At 72.9% G+C, this 19043-nt stretch carries 16 protein-coding genes; 11 read left to right on the plus strand and 5 right to left on the minus strand.

All coding sequences use genetic code 11. The annotated features are described in order from the left end of the window. Positions 1-130 precede the first annotated feature (130 nt). The 3 genes from fbaA to HCJ92_RS13040 form a co-directional block, all read right to left on the minus strand. On the minus strand, positions 131-1153 hold the full coding sequence (gene fbaA, locus HCJ92_RS13030; RefSeq protein ID WP_167933726.1) for a class II fructose-bisphosphate aldolase: 1023 nt from the start codon (positions 1151-1153) through the stop codon (positions 131-133). Between the two features lie 600 nt (positions 1154-1753). Further along, positions 1754-2290 carry an orotate phosphoribosyltransferase gene (pyrE, locus tag HCJ92_RS13035; protein WP_167933727.1) on the minus strand — a complete coding sequence of 179 codons (537 nt, stop codon included), beginning with the start codon at positions 2288-2290 and terminating at the stop codon, positions 1754-1756. Between the two features lie 11 nt (positions 2291-2301). Then, the gene (locus HCJ92_RS13040) at positions 2302-3363 is read right to left on the minus strand and encodes an ABC transporter substrate-binding protein (protein WP_167933728.1); all 1062 of its coding nucleotides are present in this window, start codon (positions 3361-3363) and stop codon (positions 2302-2304) included. A gap of 447 nt (positions 3364-3810) precedes the next feature. Between HCJ92_RS13040 and HCJ92_RS13045 the strand changes: the two genes are divergently transcribed. Both HCJ92_RS13045 and HCJ92_RS13050 read left to right on the plus strand, forming a co-directional pair. Continuing rightward, positions 3811-4014 (plus strand): SPOR domain-containing protein, encoded by a 204-nt coding sequence (locus HCJ92_RS13045; protein WP_167933729.1) that lies wholly within the window; start codon positions 3811-3813, stop codon positions 4012-4014. A gap of 79 nt (positions 4015-4093) precedes the next feature. Beyond that, entirely contained in the window at positions 4094-6565 is a 2472-nt protein-coding gene (locus HCJ92_RS13050; RefSeq protein ID WP_338054154.1) for a SpoIIE family protein phosphatase, read from the plus strand. Positions 6566-6607: 42 nt separating this feature from the next. Here HCJ92_RS13050 and HCJ92_RS13055 read toward each other — a convergent pair whose 3' ends face one another. Beyond that, a complete protein-coding gene (locus HCJ92_RS13055) occupies positions 6608-7360 on the minus strand; it encodes a GntR family transcriptional regulator (protein WP_167933730.1) in 753 nt (250 codons plus the stop codon). Positions 7361-8390: 1030 nt separating this feature from the next. Between HCJ92_RS13055 and mbhE the strand changes: the two genes are divergently transcribed. The 8 genes from mbhE to HCJ92_RS13095 all read left to right on the plus strand — a co-directional run bounded on the left by mbhE (position 8391) and on the right by HCJ92_RS13095 (position 15254). Next, a complete protein-coding gene (mbhE, locus tag HCJ92_RS13060) occupies positions 8391-11174 on the plus strand; it encodes a hydrogen gas-evolving membrane-bound hydrogenase subunit E (protein WP_167933731.1) in 2784 nt (927 codons plus the stop codon). Further along, on the plus strand, positions 11171-11734 hold the full coding sequence (locus tag HCJ92_RS13065; protein WP_167933732.1) for a sodium:proton antiporter: 564 nt from the start codon (positions 11171-11173) through the stop codon (positions 11732-11734). Before mbhE ends, HCJ92_RS13065 begins: the two co-directional genes overlap by 4 nt. Further along, positions 11731-13203 (plus strand): proton-conducting transporter transmembrane domain-containing protein, encoded by a 1473-nt coding sequence (locus tag HCJ92_RS13070; protein WP_167933733.1) that lies wholly within the window; start codon positions 11731-11733, stop codon positions 13201-13203. The genes HCJ92_RS13065 and HCJ92_RS13070 overlap by 4 nt, the downstream gene beginning before the upstream one ends. Next, positions 13200-13709 (plus strand): Na+/H+ antiporter subunit E, encoded by a 510-nt coding sequence (locus HCJ92_RS13075; protein ID WP_167933734.1) that lies wholly within the window; start codon positions 13200-13202, stop codon positions 13707-13709. The genes HCJ92_RS13070 and HCJ92_RS13075 overlap by 4 nt, the downstream gene beginning before the upstream one ends. Beyond that, positions 13709-13960 (plus strand): MrpF/PhaF family protein, encoded by a 252-nt coding sequence (locus tag HCJ92_RS13080; protein WP_209311065.1) that lies wholly within the window; start codon positions 13709-13711, stop codon positions 13958-13960. Before HCJ92_RS13075 ends, HCJ92_RS13080 begins: the two co-directional genes overlap by 1 nt. Continuing rightward, positions 13960-14295, plus strand: a complete 336-nt coding sequence (gene mnhG, locus HCJ92_RS13085) for a monovalent cation/H(+) antiporter subunit G (RefSeq protein WP_167933735.1) — start codon at positions 13960-13962, stop codon at positions 14293-14295. The genes HCJ92_RS13080 and mnhG overlap by 1 nt, the downstream gene beginning before the upstream one ends. A gap of 246 nt (positions 14296-14541) precedes the next feature. After that, entirely contained in the window at positions 14542-14775 is a 234-nt protein-coding gene (locus HCJ92_RS13090; RefSeq protein WP_167933736.1) for a tautomerase family protein, read from the plus strand. A 146-nt stretch (positions 14776-14921) separates the two neighbouring features. After that, positions 14922-15254 (plus strand): hypothetical protein, encoded by a 333-nt coding sequence (locus HCJ92_RS13095; RefSeq protein ID WP_167933737.1) that lies wholly within the window; start codon positions 14922-14924, stop codon positions 15252-15254. Between the two features lie 82 nt (positions 15255-15336). Here HCJ92_RS13095 and HCJ92_RS13100 read toward each other — a convergent pair whose 3' ends face one another. After that, a complete protein-coding gene (locus HCJ92_RS13100; protein WP_338054155.1) occupies positions 15337-18456 on the minus strand; it encodes an AfsR/SARP family transcriptional regulator in 3120 nt (1039 codons plus the stop codon). A gap of 225 nt (positions 18457-18681) precedes the next feature. Here HCJ92_RS13100 and HCJ92_RS13105 point away from each other — a divergent pair. After that, positions 18682-19043, plus strand: a 362-nt coding sequence (locus HCJ92_RS13105; protein ID WP_476718358.1) for a YciI family protein, incomplete at its 3' end; no start/stop codon positions are given.

Here is a 19043-nt window from a genome sequence, read left to right on the forward strand (position 1 = left end):
CGGGCACCGGCGGCGGGCGGCCGGGCCGGGCCGCCCGACCGACGGGCCGGGGAGCGGTTTCGCTCCCCGGCCCGCCGGACACGGCCGGTCACGGGCGCCGGGGGCGCCCGCGGTGGATCGCCTCAGGCGGTCACTTCAGGCGGGTGCCGGTGGAGCGCAGGTCGGCGCAGGCGCGGGTGACGCGCTCGGCCATCGAGCCCTCGGCCAGCTTGCCCCAGCTGCGGGGGTCGTACGTCTTCTTGTCGCCGACCTCGCCGTCGACCTTCAGCACGCCCGCGTAGTTGCGGAGCATGTGGTCGGCGACGGGGCGGGTGAAGGCGTACTGGGTGTCGGTGTCGAGGTTCATCTTCACGACGCCGTTCCCCAGCGAGGTGGCGATCTCCTCGGGGGTGGAGCCCGAGCCGCCGTGGAAGACGAAGTCGAACGGCTCCTGCTTGCCGTACTTGGCGCCGACGCCCTCCTGGAGGTCCTTCAGCAGCTCGGGGCGGAGCACGACGTTGCCGGGCTTGTACACGCCGTGCACGTTGCCGAAGGAGGCCGCGAGCAGGTAGCGGCCGTGCTCGCCGAGGCCGAGCGCCTCCGCGGTGCGGAGCGCGTCGTCGACGGTGGTGTACAGCTCGTCGTTGATCTCGTGGGTGACGCCGTCCTCCTCGCCGCCGGTCGGGGTGATCTCGACCTCAAGGATGATCTTGGCGGCGGCGGCCAGCGTCAGCAGCTCGCGCCCGATCTCCAGGTTGTCGGCGAGGGTCTCGGCGGAGCCGTCCCACATGTGCGACTGGAACAGCGGGTTCTGACCGCGCTCGACGCGCTCGCGGGAGACCTCCAGCAGCGGGCGGACGTAGCCGTCCAGCTTGCCCTTGGGGCAGTGGTCGGTGTGGAGCGCGATGTTGACCGGGTACTTCGCCGCCACGACGTGCGCGAACTCGGCCAGCGCGACCGAGCCGGTGACCATGTCCTTGGAGTACTGGCCGCCGAGGAACTCCGCGCCGCCGGTGGAGATCTGGACGATGCCGTCGCTCTCCGCCTCCGCGAAGCCGCGCAGGGCCGCGTGCAGCGTCTGGGTCGAGGTGACGTTGATGGCCGGGTAGGCGAACCTGTTTGCCTTCGCCCGGTCGAGCATCTCGTTGTAGACCTCAGGGGTCGCGATGGGCATCTGTCCGCTCCTCGGGGTGTGCGGTGTCGGTCACGCGGGTCGCCACGATGCGGCGCGGGCGCGCCCCACGGCCCGGCGAACTCCGGTGGGGCGCCCGACCTCGCCCACCGGCCCGCGGGCCACGGAGACGACCGCTGCGTCGTCTGAGTCCCGCCCATCCTCGCAGACGCCCCCGCACGGGTCAGCCCGGCCCGCACACCGGTCCCGGGTGGTCGGCCGGACCGGCGGCCGACGCGGCGGGGGTTCGGGGCAGGAGCTGCGGTGGTTCGCGGGCCGGAGCTGCGGCGAAAGAGTGGCGCGGCGAGCGGGCGGGGCGGGCCGCCGGACGGGCGGGAGCGCGTGCGAACGGTGGCGGCCCCAGGGGGACGCGCGGTGTCGGACACCGCTGCGGGGCGCACAGTAGCGGGCACCCGTGCGGGGGCCGCCGGGGCGGCGACGCGTTGACGTCCGGCCTCGCCGCAGGGCTGAAGGCCGGGGCCCGCGGCGGGGCCTGAGCACCGCGCCCGCCCGGCCGCTCCCCAAGGGTCGGGGAGTGGTGGGCGGGGCGGCCTGGCCGGAGCCGGGGCGGTCGGAGGCGGACGGGCTCGGCTCGCGCCGAGGTCAGCTCAGACCGAGGTCGGCCAACGTGAAGATGTTGCGGTACTCCAGTCCGGCCTCGGCGATCGCAACGGCGGCGCCGCGCTCGACGATGGTGGCGACGGCGACCACCTCGGCGCCCACCTCACGCGCCGCCTCGACGGCGGTGAGCGGCGAGCCGCCGGTGGTGGAGGTGTCCTCGACAACGAGGACCCGACGGCCGGCGATGTCCGGGCCCTCGATGCGACGCTGCATCCCGTGCGCCTTCTGCGCCTTGCGGACGACGAACGCGTTCAGCTCGCGACCGCGCGCGGCGGCGGCGTGCAGCATCGAGGTCGCCACCGGGTCGGCGCCCAGCGTGAGTCCGCCGACGGCGTCGAACTCCAGGTCGGCGGTGGCGTCCAGCATCATCCGGCCGACCAGCGGCGCAGCCGTCGCGTCCATGGTGATCCGCCGCAGGTCGATGTAGTTGTCGGCCTCCAGGCCGGAGGACAGGGTCACCCGGCCGTGGACCACGGCCTTGTCCTGGATCTGCCGCAGCAGCTCGTCACGCACGCTCATGGCGCCTGAGCCTAGGCGATGCCCCCGGCCGCCCCGACCCCCGCCACCCGGGAGGGCGCCGCGGCGGGCGCGGCGGCGCCGTCCATGCCATCGCCGGTGGCGGCGGGGTCGTCCTCGCCGGGGGCCGGCAGGTCGGTCGCCGAGCCGGAGGCGGCGGGAGCTGCCTGCTCGGCGTCTCCGGGGGCGGCGGCGGTGACCCGGTCGGCCTCGGCGGCGGTGATCTCGGCGACGTGGAGGCGGCCGGCTGCCAGGGAGCGGAGTCGCTGGTCGTGCGGAACGGCGGCCAGCACGAGCCGGTCGAGCAGTGCGCGGTCGCCCCACCAGTCCTCGTTGCGGACCAGCACGACGTGACCGGCGTCGCGGTCGACGGCGTCCAGCAGGAAGGGGCCCGCTCCGACGTCGAGGGTGTCGCGCGCGCCCTCGTTGAAGGCTTCGGGGTCCTCGGTGACGGACTGGGGGTAGAGCGGGCTGAACAGGCCGCGCCAGTCGGCGTAGGGCTTGGTGAAGGTCACACGGACCTCGCCGTCGGTTTCGCCGGGTTCCACGCTGTCGATCCGGTCGTACCCGGCGTTGCGGGCACTCCAGTACGCGTTGTCGCGTCCCGCGAGCGCCTTCCACTGGGAGACGAGGTCATCGGCGGAGAGCGGTCGGCCGTCGCTCCAGCGGGCCTCGGGGTTGAGGGTGTACACCACCGTCTGGCGGGGTTCGCGGGCGGTGACCTCGGCGGAGACGAGGAAGTCGGGGTTGGGCTCGGGGCGGCCCGCCTCGTCGAGGGTGTGGAGCATGGGGAGGACGGCCTGGGCGACGCGGTCGGTGACCTCGTCCGCGTCGCGCTGGTAGGCGTTGAGGGTGCCGGGCACGGCGTCGACGGCCCAGGTGAGGGTGCCGCCCTCGGTGAGGGCGGCGCGGTCGGCGGTGGCCACCGCGTGGGACGGGGGCACGTCGTCCGGGTCGTCCGCGGCGCCGCAGGCGGCGAGAAGTGGGGCGAGCAACGCGCCGGCCAGCAGTGCCGCGGTGCGGCGGGGCACCCCGCCGCGGCGGGGCCGGGCGACCTTCGGGGGCCGTCCACTCATCCTGTTTACCTCCGGGTCCACCCATACGCTCGGCCTATCGGCTGATCACACCAATCCCCAAGCCAAGGCCAGGCGAGCGCCGGAGGAGCTGAGGCGCGGCGAGGACCGAGGGCCTGCCACCCGGACGGCGCAAGCCGCCCGGTCTTTCCGCCGCCACCCGCCGCGGCAAGCCGTGACAGGTCGCGTTCGACCGGGCACCGAGCAGCGGGAGCGGCGGCGCGGACCGGTGTCGGGAGCCGGCCGCGCCATCGGTCCGCACCGCCGGCCCCGCGCCGGCCCCGCGCCGTCCCCGCCGCTCGGGACAACCGCCGCACGCCCGCTGCGCGCCCAGCGCTCGCCGGGCGCATGAGCCGGAGCGCGAGTTCACGGCGCACGCTGTGGCCAGTTCCGTACGCGGGAGCACGTCTCGCACGTACCCTCGTGGCATATGCGCTGAGGGGGGTGAGGATGAGCGATATCAACGCGCGCCTGTGGCAGGTCATCCGACTCGACGAGAACGGACACCGCTACCGCATCGGGCACTGCACCACCCGCGCCGACGCACAGCGCCTGATGGGCCGCCTGGAGCTGGGCACACCCACCCGTCCGGTGGACGCCGGCCACTACCTGGTCGAGCGTGTCGAGGAAGGCACCGACGCCCCGCGTCCCTGATAACGGGCACAATCGGGTATACGGACAAACAGTCCGAAACTCCGCATCAGCCGGAGAGCACCCGATCAGGGACGTGGACGTGGGCACCAGCACGGAGGAACCCCGGCGATCGCAGGTCGCCGCCGTGTCCCGCCATGCCGACCTCTCGCTGCTCGACGCGCTGCGGCTCGGTCTCGTCATCATCGACGGCCGGGGCCGGGTGGCCCTGTGGAACCCGGCCGCGGAGGAGATCCTCGGCTGGCCCGGATCCGAAGCGGTCGGCAGGCCGCTCGCCGACTTCCTCGCGCCACCGGGAAGTCAGCAGGTTCCCCTGGCGACCCGGGAACTCCTTCGTCACGGCGCGTGGCGCGGCGTGCTCCCCATGCGGAGCCGCGACGAGACGGTCGTGGACGTGGAGTGCCGCGCCACCCTGCTGCGCGACCCCCAGGGGACCCCCTTCTTTCTCGCCAACCTGGTCGAGACCTCGCGACTGCGGGAGGTCGAGCAGGACCTCGGCGCCCTTGACACCGTCTTCGCGACCTCCCCCATCGGGATCGCGGTCTTCGACACCGACCTGCGCGTGGCCCGCATCAACGAGGCGCTCGCCACGCTCTACAACCTCACCCCCGAGCAGGTCGTCGGCCGGACCGTGATGGAGCTGCTGCCCGCGCAGGCCGCCTCCGAGGTCTACGAGCTCCAGCGGGAGGTGCTGGCCAGCGGGCGGCCCGCCGTCGACGTGGTCGCCCTGACCGCCGACGGCCACGGCGCCCACTCGCTGTCGTTCGGACGGCTCACCGACCGCCACGGCAACCACCTCGGCGTCAGCTGCGTCACCCTCGACATCACCGAACGACGGGAGGCGCTCGACAAGATCGAGCAGTCCCGCCGGCGGCTGTCGATGCTGAACGACGTCGGAGTGGCCCTCGGCGACCGGCTCGACGTCCACAGCGTCGCCGAGGCACTGGCGGGTGTCCTGGTACCCCGATTCACCGACTACGCCTCGGTGGTGCTGCTGCGCGCCGTCGCCGTCGGCGGCGACCTGCCCGCCATGGACCGCATCGCCGGCAGCGCCATGATCCAGGCCGGCATCGCCTCCGAGGAGCAGACCGCCGGCGTCGGACGGATGCTCCAGCGGGAGGCCGTGGTCCGGTTCGAGAAGGGATCGGTCTTCGACCGCGTGCTGACCACCGGGCGCCCCTGGGTGCTCGACCCCCGCGGCGAGAGCCACGTCCTGACGTTCCCCGAGGACCCCCGCGTCACCGCGATGCTCGACCTCGGCGTCCACTCGCTGATGCTGGTGCCGCTGCGCGCCCGCGGCACGCTGCTCGGCATCCTCGTCGCCAGCCGCGGCGGGGACCGGGTCGCGTTCTCCCGCGACGACCTGGACCTCGCGAAGGAGATCGCCGGTCGTGCCTCCGTGACGCTCGACAACGCCCGCCTCTACGCCCGGGAACGCGACGGCGCGCTGATCCTCCAGCGCAGCCTGCTCCCCCAGCGCATCAAGGAGCCCCCCGGCGTCCAGATCGGGCACCGCTACGTCCCCGCCACCAGCGGCACCGAGGCCGGCGGCGACTGGTTCGACGTCATCCCCCTCGCCGGCGGCCACGCCGCCTTCGCTATCGGGGACGTCATGGGCCACGGCCTGAGCGCCGCCGCCACCATGGGCAGGCTCCGCAGCGCCATCGTCACCCTCGCCCATCTCGACATGCCGCCGGGCGAGCTGCTCCGCCGCGTCAACCAGGCGGGCGAGGACATCAACGAGGGCCGGGACGAGCCACTGATGGCGACGGGCGTCTACGTGCGCTACGACCCCGGAACCCGCGAGTGCGTCATCGCCAAGGCGGGACACGTCCCTCCGATCCTGCTCACCCGCGCGGAGGACAGCGGTCGGTGGCACGCCCGCCCGCTCCAACTCCCCGAGGGCACGCCGCTCGGGCTGGCCGCCGGCGAGTTCGAGGAGCAGCGCGTCGCCGTCCCCGAGGGCGCCATCCTGGTCCTCTACACCGACGGCCTCATCGAACGGCGCGGGGAGGACATCACCGACGGCATCGACCGGCTCTGCGCGGAACTCGCCGCGGTCAGCGGCCCGATGCCCTCGCTGGACGCACTGTGCGACCGGGTGGTCGGCGCCCTCACTCCCGGCAACGACGCCGACGACGTGGCCCTGCTGGCTGTCCGGCTGGGCGGCGTCCCGGACGACTCCACCTCCTCGTGGATGTTCCCCGCGCACCGCTCCGAGGTGGCGCGTGCCCGCACCCTGGTAGGCCGGACCCTGCTCGCCTGGGGGCTCACCGGCCTGGTCGACACCGCGCTGCTGCTGGTCAGCGAGTTGTTCACCAACGCGCTCCGCTACGCCGACGGCCCGGTCGGGGTGCGGCTGGTGCGGGGCGAGCACGACCTGCTGGTGGAGGTGAGCGACCCGCTGCCGGACCCGCCGCGGGTGCGGCACCCCGCCCTGGACGACGAGGGCGGACGCGGGTTGCAACTGGTCTCCCGCACCGCCCGCCGCTGGGGAACGCGCCAGGGCCCCATCGGCAAGACCGTCTGGTTCGAACTCCCGCTCCGCGGATGACCAGCGCCCCTGCCGCTGCTCCTGCCTTGCCCCGAGGGCGGCTCAGCGCACCGGCAGGTGGTAGGCGACCCGGTACCGCTCGGCCGAGACCACCACGTCCGCCGTCTCCACCGGGAGGCTGCCCGCGCGGTAGGTCCGGCTGATGACGATCACCGTCTGCCCCGGGTGCCCGCCGAGTACCATCGCCTCCTCCGCCAACCCGGGCCGCGCGCCGACCTCCTCCTCCACGTTGTCCACGACCAGCTCGATCGCGGCCATCCGCTCCACCACGCCGCGCCCGGCCAGCGGCCCCTCCTCGGGGAGCATCACCGGGGTGCGGGCGGTCAGCCGCAGCGGCTCCCAGGAGGTGGAGATCATCATCGGTCGGTCGCCGACCCGGAACTCGTACCGAGTGCACATGAGTTCCTCTCCCGGCCCCACCCCGAGCCGCTCCGCGATCCGCCCGCCGGCCTCGCGCCGCTCGCTGACCGCCCGCCAGGTGCCGCCGACGCGCTCGTCGGTCTGCTCCTGCCGGAACGGGGTGGACTCCCCGAGGGTGCGGTAGCCGCTGCGGTGCAGCCGCTGGGGCTGTACCGCCTCCCGGACGTAGGTGCCCGACCCGGAGCGGCCCTCCACCAGGCCCTCGGCCATCAGCACCTTGCGCGCCTCCAGCGCGACCGTGTCCGAGACGCCGTAGTGCGACCGGATCGACGCCTGGGAGGGCAGCTTGGCGTGCGGTGGCAGCGCACCGTCGGCGATCTGCCGTCTGAGGTCGTCGGCGACGCGGAGATAAGCGGGCTGCTCACCGAACGGCACGGGCCCTCCCGGGGCACTGCGGCGGCCCGGCCCCGCCCCGCACGCGGGCGACCGGCATGCGGCACCCAGGTCGGACCGGCCCTGACCTGCGGGATGTACGAACAGCGACAGCTTGACAACGGAGGGTCGCAATCCGCAAGCGAGGGCCGGGGTTTCGCCCGATGTGATGATCCCTGTTGAACGGACGACGCCGCCGTCAACCGGACACCCCGTACCGACCCGCACCCCCGCCGCACGAGCGGCCGAGCGACGGACCGGGCGGCTACCGACCCGCGACACGGGCACGACCACGGAATGTGACAGAACCCACAGCAGGCACACGCTCGGTGACGCCGGCCCCGCCGGCTCCACCCCCGCCCCACCCCCACGGGAGACGGCCGCGCACCCCTCCGCGAGACCGGCCCTCGACGTGGAACCACGCACACGAGCCACCCGCCGCGGGATCACCGGATCTCCGCAAACCGCGCCCCGCCCACCCGGAAAGCGCGATCACGCTGCGGCGTCACCGGTACGCGGCGCGCAGTCGCTGCGATGAACCCCACAGTCACTACCAGGTGGTAAGTAGATATAGTGATCGGACGCGGATGGCCAGCACATCCGCGTGTCACATGTCACGGACACATCACCGAGAGCGGCCCCAGTCCCCGTTGGGAGCCGTCACGCCTCGGTGAGTTCGTCGTACGTTGATATTTAGCTCGGCCAACTAACTAAGATGAGGGGCAGAACGTCCGCATCGCCCCAGGTCATGCGGACGTCGAGTGATCATGACAATCGCGGCCGGCGGCCGCAGATCAAGGAGGACCATGTCGACCGCTGCGCCAGGAGCGCTGACGGCACGGGTACCGGGAAGCCCCCGGACCGCCGCCGCCCCCGCTCGCGTCCGGGTACCGGGTGACCGGATCCGGTGCGGCCGGCAAGGTTCGGGCACCAGGGCCGTGAGGACCGCACACGGTGGAGGCGTCGTATCGTACGCCCTCCCCCGCGCGTGGTCCGACCGCCCCGGCCCCGACGACAGCTGACGGGAGCGCACGTGCCCCTGCTGATCGGCCTGGCCGTCCTCTTCGGACTCGCCACGCTCGTCCCCGCCCTCTGCTCACGTCTCGGCCGCAACACCGGATACGTCCTCGCCGGCGCGTTCCTGAGCGTCTTCGTCATCATCGCCTACGCGGCCTACAGTTCGCCCGGCGACGACACCCTCAGCGCGAGCTGGAACTGGCTGCCCGCGCTGGGCGTCGAGTTCTCGCTGCGCTTCGACGGCCTCTCCCAGCTGTTCTGCCTGCTCATCCTCGGCGTAGGTTCGCTGATCCTGGCCTACTGCGCCCGCTACCTCTCCGAGGACGGCCACCACACCACCGTCTACATGTGGCTCACGCTCTTCGCGGCGTCGATGCTCGGTGTGGTCCTCGCCAACGACATCATCCTGCTGGTGGTCTTCTGGGAGCTGACCACCATCTGCTCCTTCGTCCTGATCTCCTCCGCCGGCCCGGGCGCCACCCCGTCGGCCATGAAGGCGTTCCTCGTCACCGCGCTCGGCGGCCTCGGCCTGCTCACCGCCGCGGTGCTGATGGCCGTCGCCGCGGGGACCACCAACCTCGGTGTGATCCTGGGCGAACCGGAGCGGGTGCTCTCCTCGCCGCTGGCCTGGCCGGCAGGCGCGCTGATCATCCTGGCCGCCTTCACCAAGTCGGCCCAGCTGCCCTTCCACTCCTGGCTGCCGGGCGCCATGTCGGCCATCACGCCGGTCAGCGCCTACCTGCACGCCGCCGCCATGGTGAAGGCCGGCATCTACCTGCTGCTGCGCTTCTCGTCGGTCTTCGCCGGGCAGACCGCCTGGTCCGCGACGCTGATCATCGTCGGTCTCGCGACCGCCGTCTTCGGCGCGACCTGGGCGCTGCGCCAGCACGACCTCAAGGCGCTGCTCGCCTACTCGACCGTCAGCCAGCTCGGCCTGCTCGTCGGCGCCATCGGCGTCGGCACCGCCACCGCGCTGGCCGCGGCGATGCTGCACACCTTCGCGCACGCGCTGTTCAAGGCGACGCTCTTCATGCTGGTCGGCATCATCGACCGCGAGGCGGGCAGCCGCGACATCCGCGAACTGTCCGGTCTGCGGCGGGTGATGCCGGTGACCGCGGCCGTCACCGGCCTCGCGGGTCTCTCACTCGCCGGCGTGCCGCCGCTGATCGGCTTCGTCAGCAAGGAACACCTGTACAAGGGCTACCTTGAGGCCGACTTCATGCCGGGCGCCGGCGTCGCCGCCGTCTCGCTGGCGATCGTCGCCTCCGCGCTGACCTTCACCTACGGCATGCGGATCTTCTACGAGGCGTTCGGCGGGCCCACCCTCCAGCGCGGCCTCTACGAGCCCGCCAAGTCGTTCCTCGCACCGGCGCTCGTCGCCGCCGTCGCCGGCCTCGCGCTCGGCCCGGCGATCGGCTGGCTCAACCCGGTCCTGGAGAGCTCGGTCACCGCGGTCTTCCCCAACGGGGAACCCACGGAGTTCAAACTCTGGCCGGGGTTCACCCCCGAACTCGGCATGACCGCCATCGCGATCACCGCCGGTATGTGCCTGTTCTTCGCACAGAACCACGTCGAACGCGTGTTGATGCGGATCCCTGTGCCGGGCGACATCTTCCAGGCGATGTACCGGTCCGTGGTGCGGCTGGGCGCCGTCATAGGCAAGCCGGACAGCAGCGACTCCACCGCGGCCTACCTGTGGCGCCCGGTGGCCCTGCTCATCGGCTTCGCGGTCGTGGCCCTGTGGACCTCGGGCACCCTGCCGGACGCGCACAGCGCCGCCTCCGGCACGGACCTCGACTGGCCGCTGCTGGTGCTGATCACCCTGGTGGTCGTCGCCTGCTGCGTCGCGCGCACCACCCTGGTGTCGGTGTCGATGCTGGGCACCCTCGGGTTGCTCATCGCGATCTGGTTCGTCCTCGCGGGCGCTCCCGACGTCGGCATGACGCTGCTGCTGGCCGAGGTGCTCACCGCGGTCGCCGCCGTGCTGATGCTCGCCGGGACCGCCATTCACTACCGGCGACCCAAGCTGCCGCGGCTCTCCGGTTCGCTGGTGATCGCGCTGCTCGCCGGAGCCTCCGCCACGGTCGCCACGCTCGCCTTCACCGGTGGGCGTGAGATGTCCTCGCTCGGCCAGTACCTGCTGGACAACGCGAAGGGCGAGACCGGCGGCGAGAACGTCGTCAACACCATCCTGGTCGACTTCCGTGCCGCGGACACCCTCGGGGAGTCGGTCGTCATCGGGACGGTCACCCTGGCGCTGATCGTGCTGCTCGGACGTCGGGACGCACCGAGCGTGGAGTGCGCGGTCTCCCGACCGGCCAACTCGGTCTTCCAGGTAGCCAGCAAGATCGTGGGACCGATCGCCGTGGCGCTCTCCGCGTACCTGTTCTTCCGCGGGCACTACTACCCGGGCGGCGGCTTCATCGCCAGCCTCGTGGTCGGTGCCGCCGTGGCGTTCAGCTACATGGCGCACGGCAGGATCCCCGGCGGACGCTGGCTGCGGCCGGCTCCGATGACCGCGGTCGGCATCGTGCTCAGCCTCGGGGTGGCGCTGACGTCCACCCTGATCGGGGACCCGTTCTTCACCCCGATGAGCACGTACCTCGACCTCCCGGGCGTCAGCATCGCCGTCTCCACCTCTCTCCTGTTCGACCTGGGGGTCTACCTGATCGTCCTCGCGATGGTCATCGCCACCGTCGACCGGCTGGGCCGGGGTGCCCTGGCGCCGGCGGCCGAGGCGGCCGATGACCGGCGCGCCGACCGGTCGCAGCCGAAGGAGAAGAAGGAGAAGGTTTCATGACCGCCGCCCTGACCGTGGGCATCCTGGTGACCGGCGGCGTCTACCTGATGCTCCAGCGCGAGCTGCTGCGGGCGACCTTCGGGTTCGTCCTGCTCGGCCACGCCGTCAACGTCCTCTTCGTGACGAGCGGCGGGCTGGAGCGCCGCGCGCCGGCGCTCCTCGGGCAGAACTCGCCCGAGGTCGCCGCCGACCCGCTGCCGCAGGCGTTCGTCCTGACCGCGATCGTCATCACCCTGGGTGTCACGGTCTACCTGCTGGCCCTGATGCGGGCCGAGGGGCTGCACCGCAAGCACCACGGTGAGGGGCCGGAGGGCGAGGGTCCCGACACCCCCGACGACCTCGACTCGCTCGCCGCGGCGCGCGCGGGCCGACCGGAGAGCTTCTCGACGGAGCCCGCCACCGGCCCCCGCGACGGCATCGACCTACCGCCGAACAGCCCGGTGGCGGCGGACGCCGCCGGGACCGGCACGAAGGACGACGTGACCACCAGCACGACCGACGGACCGACGCACGGCGCCACCGCGCCGCGCGCCAAGGGTGACGGGGAGGGAGCACGATGACGACCGCACTGATCGCGCTTCCCATCGCCGCGCCCATGCTCGCCGCCGGCGGCGTGGTGGCGGTGGGCGGCAAGTACCGGCGGCTCTGCCGCTACGTGGTGCTGGGCGTCTCCGCCGCGGTCCTGGTGATCGCCGGCGTGATGATCGCCCGGACTGCCGACGGCTCCGTCCACGCGGTCCAGGTCGGCGACTGGGGGCCGGGCATCTCGATCGCCTTCGCGATCGACATGTTCAGCGCCCTGATGCTGGCGGTCTCGTCGCTGCTGGTGCTGGTCTGCTACAGCTTCGCGGTCTCCGCCGGGGACGACGAGGCCGAGCCGTTGTTCGGCCCGCTGGTGCTCATTCTGTCGGCGGGCGTCTACGGCACCTTCATCACCGCGGACCTCTTCAACCTGTTCGTGCTGATCGAGGTCATGCTGCTGCCGTCCTACGCGCTGCTGATCATGGCGGGCAGCCGGGCGAAGCTGGCGGCGGGCAGGATCTACCTCCTGGTCAACCTGCTGGCCTCGACGATCTTCCTCGCCGGTCTGGCGATGCTCTACGGCGCGGCCGGCACCCTCAACCTCGGTGTCCTCGCGGGCGCCGCGGCGGAGAATCCGACCGTCGCCGCGGCGGGCGCGGTCATCCTGGTGGCCATGGCCGCCAAGGCCGCCATGGTGCCGATGCACGGCTGGCTCCCCCGGACCTACCCGGAGGCGTCGCCGGCCGTCACCGCCCTGTTCTCCGGTCTGCTCACCAAGACCGGCGCCTACGTCATCATCCGGGTCTACTCGGTGATGTACGACGGCGACCAGCGGTACGTCTGGGTCATCATGACCGGCGCGATCCTCACCATGGTGATCGGCGTGCTGGCCGCGGTCGGGCAGGACACCCTGCGGTCGATCCTGGCCTTCGACATGGTCAGCCAGATCGGTTACGTCCTGCTGGGGCTGGCGCTCGCCACCCACGCCGGGCTCGCCGCGACGGTGTTCTTCCTGGTGCAGTACGCGGCGGTGAAGGCGGCGCTGCTGCTCTGCGCCGGCGCGATCGAGACCGCCTACGGCACCGGACGGCTCAGTCTGCTCGGCGGGCTCGGTGGACGCGAGAAGCTGCTGGCCGCCGCGTACGCGGTCGCGGCCCTCTCGCTGGCCGGCCTGCCGCCGATGTCCGGGTTCGTGGCCAAGTTCGGCCTGATCAGGGCGGCGGTCATGGACGAGCAGTACTTCCCGGCCGCGATGGCGGTCATCGTCAGCCTGCTGACGCTGCTGCCGCTGCTGAAGATCTGGACCGGGGCGTTCGCCGGCGCACTGCCCTCGCCGCTCCCGGACACCGCCCGCACCCGGGCGGGGCTGCTGGCACCTGCGGTGGTGCTCGGCGTCGTGACCATCGCTCTCGGCATCGGCGCCCAGCCGCTGCTGGCGGCGGCCGAGACCGCGGCCGACGTGTTGAGCAACCCGACGATCTGGGCCGAGGCGGTGCTGCGAGGATGATCGACTGGCTGCGGCGATTCGCCGTCAGGAGCTACCGCATCGGCCGGTTCGTCGGCTACTTCATCTACGAACTGATCGCGTCCAACGTGATCGTCGCCTGGGAGATCATCACCCCGCGCAGCGGGCTCTCCCCGGTGATCATCGCGATGCCGCTCCGTTCCCGTACCAAGGGCGAGCGCACCCTGTTCGTCGGGGTGGTGACCCTCACCCCGGGGACCCTCTCGCTGGACCTGCGCGACGAGCCCGCGACCCTGTACATCCACGGCATGCACGCGAGCGACGTCGGCCGGTTCCGCCGGCGGCTGCACTACCTGGAGGACCTGCTGCTGGCCGCCTGGCGGCCGGTGGGCTCGGCCCAGCAGGTCGGCCCGGCGGTGCCCGGCGCCGCGGCGCCGACCGCCGCCGGCCCGTCCGGGGAGTCCGGCGGACTCCCGCCCCGGCCGGAGACCCCGGCCGCCTCGGACGGCAAGCCGACCGACCGTGACTCCGAGGAGGGGGGCCGCTGATGCTGCTCGACATCGTTCTCGTGGTCCTGGCGCTGTCCATGGCCGTGGCGATCGGCCGGATGGCGTTCGGCCCGACCAAGGCCGACCGGGTGGTCGCCGTGGAGTTCGGCTTCGTGATCTCGGTCGCCGCCATCGCGCTCATCGCGGTGCGCAGTGACTCCCCCTCCCTGTTCGACCTGGTGCTGGTGATGACCCTCGTGGGCTTCCTCACCACCATGTCGCTCGCCCACCTCGTGGAAAGGCGGCCGTGATGGACCTCCAGATGGTCGTCGCGCAGGGACTCGTGGTCCTGGGCGCGCTGCTGATGGGTGTGGGCGCGGTCGGTCTGGTCCGACTGCCGGACGTCTACAACCGGACCAACGCGGTCGCCAAGGCGTCCAGCCTGGGCATGATCTGCCTGCTGCTGGGTGTGCTCGTCTGGAAGCCCAGCACCCTCGCGGTGTTCACGCTGATCCCGGCGATCCTGCTCCAGCTGCTGACCTCGCCGATCTCCGGTTTCGCGATCGGACGCGCCGCGTACCGGTCGCGGGCGCCGATGATCGAGGAGACGCACCTCAACGAGTTGAAGTCCGACCCGCCGCGCTGAACGCGGTGCGGTGAACGACGCGGCGCCGGTCCCGGGTGGTGAACCACCGGGGGCCGGCGCCGTCTCGTTCCGCGGTGCTCCGTCCGGGTCCACCGCTCGTCGGCAGGGAGGGAGGAGTGGGGTAGGAACGGCCCGGGAACGGCCGGCGGCACCCTGGCGGTCACTCCGGGCCGCGCATCCGCGGCGGCCCGTCGCAGGGCGCCGCGGCAGTGAGCCGCCACCGCCCCGTACCGTCAGGAGCACCAGATGCCCGTGATCACCGTCGACTGGTGGCAAGGGAACGACCGGGAGCGCCGCTCGCACCTCGTCTCCGAACTGGCCGCCGCCACGTCCCGAGTGACCGGTTGCGCCCCGGACGAGGTCACCGTCATCGTGCGGGACTGCGAACCGGGAGCCGTTCCGCACGGGGGTGCGTCGGAAGGCCGTCCGGGTACCGCGGACCCGGGTGAGGTCGGGCTGGGTCACGGAAGTCCCTGGTGAGCGCGGTGCCCCACGCCGGCTCGTCCGACGTTCCACCGGGTGCCCCGGGGGCGGGGTACACGAGCGGTAACGGGAGCGGACCGTTCCGGGATCGGTCGGCGGCAGGTTGGTCCTCGTCGAAGCCGTTCAACGAGGGGGCACCAAAGATGATCAGCAGGCGGTTCCGGTCGGCCGGGATTCTCACCACGATGGCACTGGCGGCGGGCGTGGTGGCCGGCATGTCAGGAGAGGGCCCGACCCTTCCGCAGCCAGGCGTACCGGGGGCGGCGTTCGAGGTACTGGCCTCCGACGGCTCCGGCGAGGGCCCCTCCGACCGGCCCACCTCCGACGGCTCCGGCGAGGGCCCCTCCTTCCGGCCGACCTCCGACGGCTCCGGCGAAGGCCCCTCCGACCGGCCCACCTCCGACGGCTCCGGCGAAGGCCCCTCCGACCGGCCCACCTCCGACGGCTCCGGCGAAGGCCCCTCCGGTCAGAGCTGAGCCCAGCACCACGCGGCACGGCCCCACGCCCGCGGGCGTGGGGCCGTGCCGCCGTCGGGCGCTTCGGGCCGGGGGCAGACGGTCAGTCCGCTACGGGGACGGCAGCGCTCATCGAGCCCAGCAGCTCGGCCGCCTCCTCCCGACGGGCCGCCGCAGCGGTGGCCTCGCCCTGTGCGTCAAGGACGGCTGCCGTGCCGCGCAGCGCCCGTGCGACCTCGATGCGATACCCCACCGCCGAGGCGATGCGATGCGCGTCCACGTGCAGCCGCCGGGCTCCGTCGGTGTCCCCGTTGTCGAGGCGGAGGGCGCCCAGGATGTTCCACACGGCGGCCCTGCGGATCGGTGCGCAGCTGCCCCGGGTGAGCTCCAGGGCCCTCCACGCGTGGAGCTCCGCGTCCTCCCGTTCGCCCCGCTCGTGCCGCAGCCGGGCCGAGACGGCGAGAGCCAGCGCGTGGTCGCCGAGCGGTACGGAGTCGTCGCCCAGGCTCAGCGCCCGGTCGATGCAGCGCCGCGCACCCCCCGCGTCACCGAGGCCCATGTACGACAGCGCCAGGTCGGTGAGGGCGACGAGCTCGTTCTCACGGGCGGCGATGCGGCGGTTCAGCTCGACGGAGCGTTCGGCGGCGGCTGCCGCCTCGGCGTAACGCCCCATGTGCTCGAAGAGGGAGCTGAGGTTCGTCAGCGACTCCGCCTCGGCGCGCTGCGCTCCCAGCTGCCGCTTCAGCGCGATCGACTGTTCGAGGTGCGGCAGCGCCTCCGTGTACCGCCCCAGCGTCGCCAGCAGCAGGCCCAGCATGCCGGTGCTCTTGGCCTCGCCGCGGCGGTCCGCCAGCCGGACCGACAGTTCCAGGCTCTCGCGCGCGGCGGAGAGCCCGGCGGTGAACTCACCGAGCTTCCAGTCGGCGACCGCCAGGTTGGACAGCCCGAGGGACAGCAGGTGGCGGTCGCCCAGCTCGCGGGCTGCGGCGACCGCGATGCCGGCGACGTCGCGGAACTCCTCGAAACGGCCGCGGCTGTCGAGTTGGAAGACGACGTTGCGGCCGAGGTCGGCCGAGTGGCGGTGGAGCGAGCGCCGCCCCGCGAGGGCGAGCGCGGCGAGCAGGTTCTCCTCCTCCCGGTCCAGCCAGTGACGTGCCTGCCCCGGGGTGCGCAGCACGGGCAGCACGACCGACGGTCGGCCTGCTTCCGCCACCGTGCCGTGGGCGGGGGCCCGGCCCGGGAACGCCGCGTCGCAGGCGGCGCCGGTTGCGGCCACGTAGTAGTCGAGCAGTCGCTCGGCCGCCCGGTCGCCGCCGACGACGCGCCCGGGCCGTTCTTGACCCCGCAGCCACTTGGCGAAGCTGCGGACCAGGTCGTGGAAGACGTACCGACCCGTCTCGTGCTGTTGCATGAGGTGCGTGTCCAGCAGGTGTTCGAGCACCTCCTCGGCCTCGGCGGATCCGGTGCCCAGCAGCGCCGCGGCGCTGTACGGGTCGAAGTCGCCGCCGGGGTGGCAGTCGAGGAGCTGGAAGGCGGCCCGGTGTTCGGGGCTGAGTCCCTCGTAGGTGAGGTTCAGGGTGGCGGTGACGCCGCGGGTTCCCGAGCTGAGCTCGTCCAATCGGCGTGCCTCGTCGCCGAGTCGGTCGACCAGGTGGCGGACCGCCCAGCGGGGGCGGTTGCGCAGTTTGGCGGCGGCGATGCGCAGGGCGAGCGGCAGATGGGCGCAGAGCTCGACCAGCTCGGCGACGGCTTCGGGTTCCGCGGCGGTGCGCTCCTCCCCCAGCATGCGGGAGACCAGGGCCCGACTCTCCTCAGGTGGCATCCCTCCGAGGGAGATCCACTCCGCACCGTCGAGGTCGACGAGCCGGGACCGGCTGGTGATGAGCACGAGTGCGTCGGCGGACGCGGGCAGCAGCTGTTCCACCTGGGCGCTGTCGATCGTGTTGTCCAGGAGCAGCAGCAGCCGGTACCGCTGCACGGTGGAGCGCCACAGCGCGATGCGGCCCGCCTCGTCGTCAGGGATGCGGTCGCCGGGCACGTCCAGCATGCGGAGCAGTCCCTCGGCAACGGCGCCTGGCGCCAGCGGCGCCTCGCCGGGCGTGTGTCCGCGGAGGTCGAGGTAGAGGTGCGCGTCCGGGTAGCGGTCGGCCAGTTCGTGGGCTGTGCGGATGGCCAGCGAGGTCTTGCCGCTGCCGCCCATCCCGTCGATCGCCATGATGCGGGAGCCCGGTCGTCCGGTGGGATCGCCCTGGGAGAGGAGCTGGTCCAGCTCCTTGCGACGGCCGGTGAAGTCGGGCAGGTCGTAGGGGAGTGTGCAGCGGTGCGGCTCGCTGTGCCCGCCACCCGCGCCCCGGGAGTGCGGCGCGGCGGCGGGGGCCGCGTCGGTCCCCGCCGGCGGCGGGGGCGGCGGAGGCGTCTCGACGGGCGGGCTCTGGCGGGCCACGGGGCGTCGCGGCGGTGCGGCGAGCTCGGGGCTGTTGCGCAGGATGCCCTCGTGGAGGGTGGCGAGCCTGGTGCCGGGGTCCACGCCCAGCTCCTCGGCGAGGAGTTCGCGTACCCGGGTGAACTCGGTGAGCGCCTCGGACTGGCGGCTGGATCGGTGGAGGGCGAGCATCAGCTGGCCGCGGAACGTCTCCTGGAACGGGTGGTCGGCCACCAGGTCGCGCAGGTCACCGACGAGGTCACCGGAATCCCCCAGATCCAAACGCAGTTCGAAGAAGAGCTCCAGCGCCGCGAGGCGCCGGTCCTCCAGCGCCGCCGAGGCCGCCGTGATCACCGCACCGCCGGAGCCGACCAGTACGGCACCCCGCCAGAGGGAGAGCGCCTCACGCAGCGTCTCCACCGCCTCCTCGGGCCGGTGGTCGGCGGCCTGGCGCCGCGCGTCGCGCAGGAGTTCGGAGAAGACGGTGAGGTCCAGCAGTCCGGGACCCACCGCCGCCCGGTAGCCGGGGCCCTCGGTGACGATCAGCTCCCTCCCGCCGGGGATGCGGCGGCGCAGCTCCGCGACGGCCTTGCGGATCTGGTGCGTCGCGGTCGCGGGCGGTTCCTCGTCCCAGACGACCTCCACCAGCCGGCTGACGGGCAGGACCCGCGCGGGTGAGAGGAGCAGAGCGACCAGGACGCGTTCCTGCACGGGACCACCGGTGGGAAGGACCTCCCCGTCGGCGGTCAGCACTTCGAGCGTCCCGAGGATGTTGAACCGGGCAAGCCGCCGCTCCGTCACGTTTCCTCTCCACCCCCGACAACGGGTTCGCGCTCTCCGCGCGTGCCGACGCATGCGTCGTTCACGTTAATAACCGAGGAGGGTGCGTACACAGTGATTTACCGGACACATTCCGTCGCCAGGTACCGGAACGGGATCCGTTCAGTAGGGCGCGGTCGCAGGGTGCAGTGCAGGAGGGCGGGGTTCCCAGGCCTCACCCGGGCACATGTCGTGACGGGAGCATCGATGAAGTACCTGGTGGAACGGTGGCTGAGGGACGGGGCGGAACTGGCGCGGGCCGGGGCGGAGCACCGCTCGTACTGGCAGCGGATGGTCCGGGACCGCGTGCTGCTGTACGGCGGTGTCTGGGCCGAGGGCCAGGGCGACACGCTCATCGTCGAGGTGGACGGCCTTGCCGCGCTGCGTCGCGTGCTGAGGCTGGACCCCTACGCGCGGCGTGGCGTCGTCCTGGGGGTGCGCACGCGGCGGCTCGGTGACGCGCCGGACCGGTCGGGCAGCGGGCGGTCCGGTCGCACTGCTCCGGCTGCCGCGGAACCGGGCGGCGGCGCCCCACGGGCGATGGCGTCGATCGGGGCCCGGGGCGAGGC

Origin of the sequence: Streptomyces spiramenti, from assembly GCF_012034385.1 — a bacterium.
GTDB classification, from domain to species: Bacteria; Actinomycetota; Actinomycetes; order Streptomycetales; family Streptomycetaceae; genus Streptomyces; species Streptomyces spiramenti.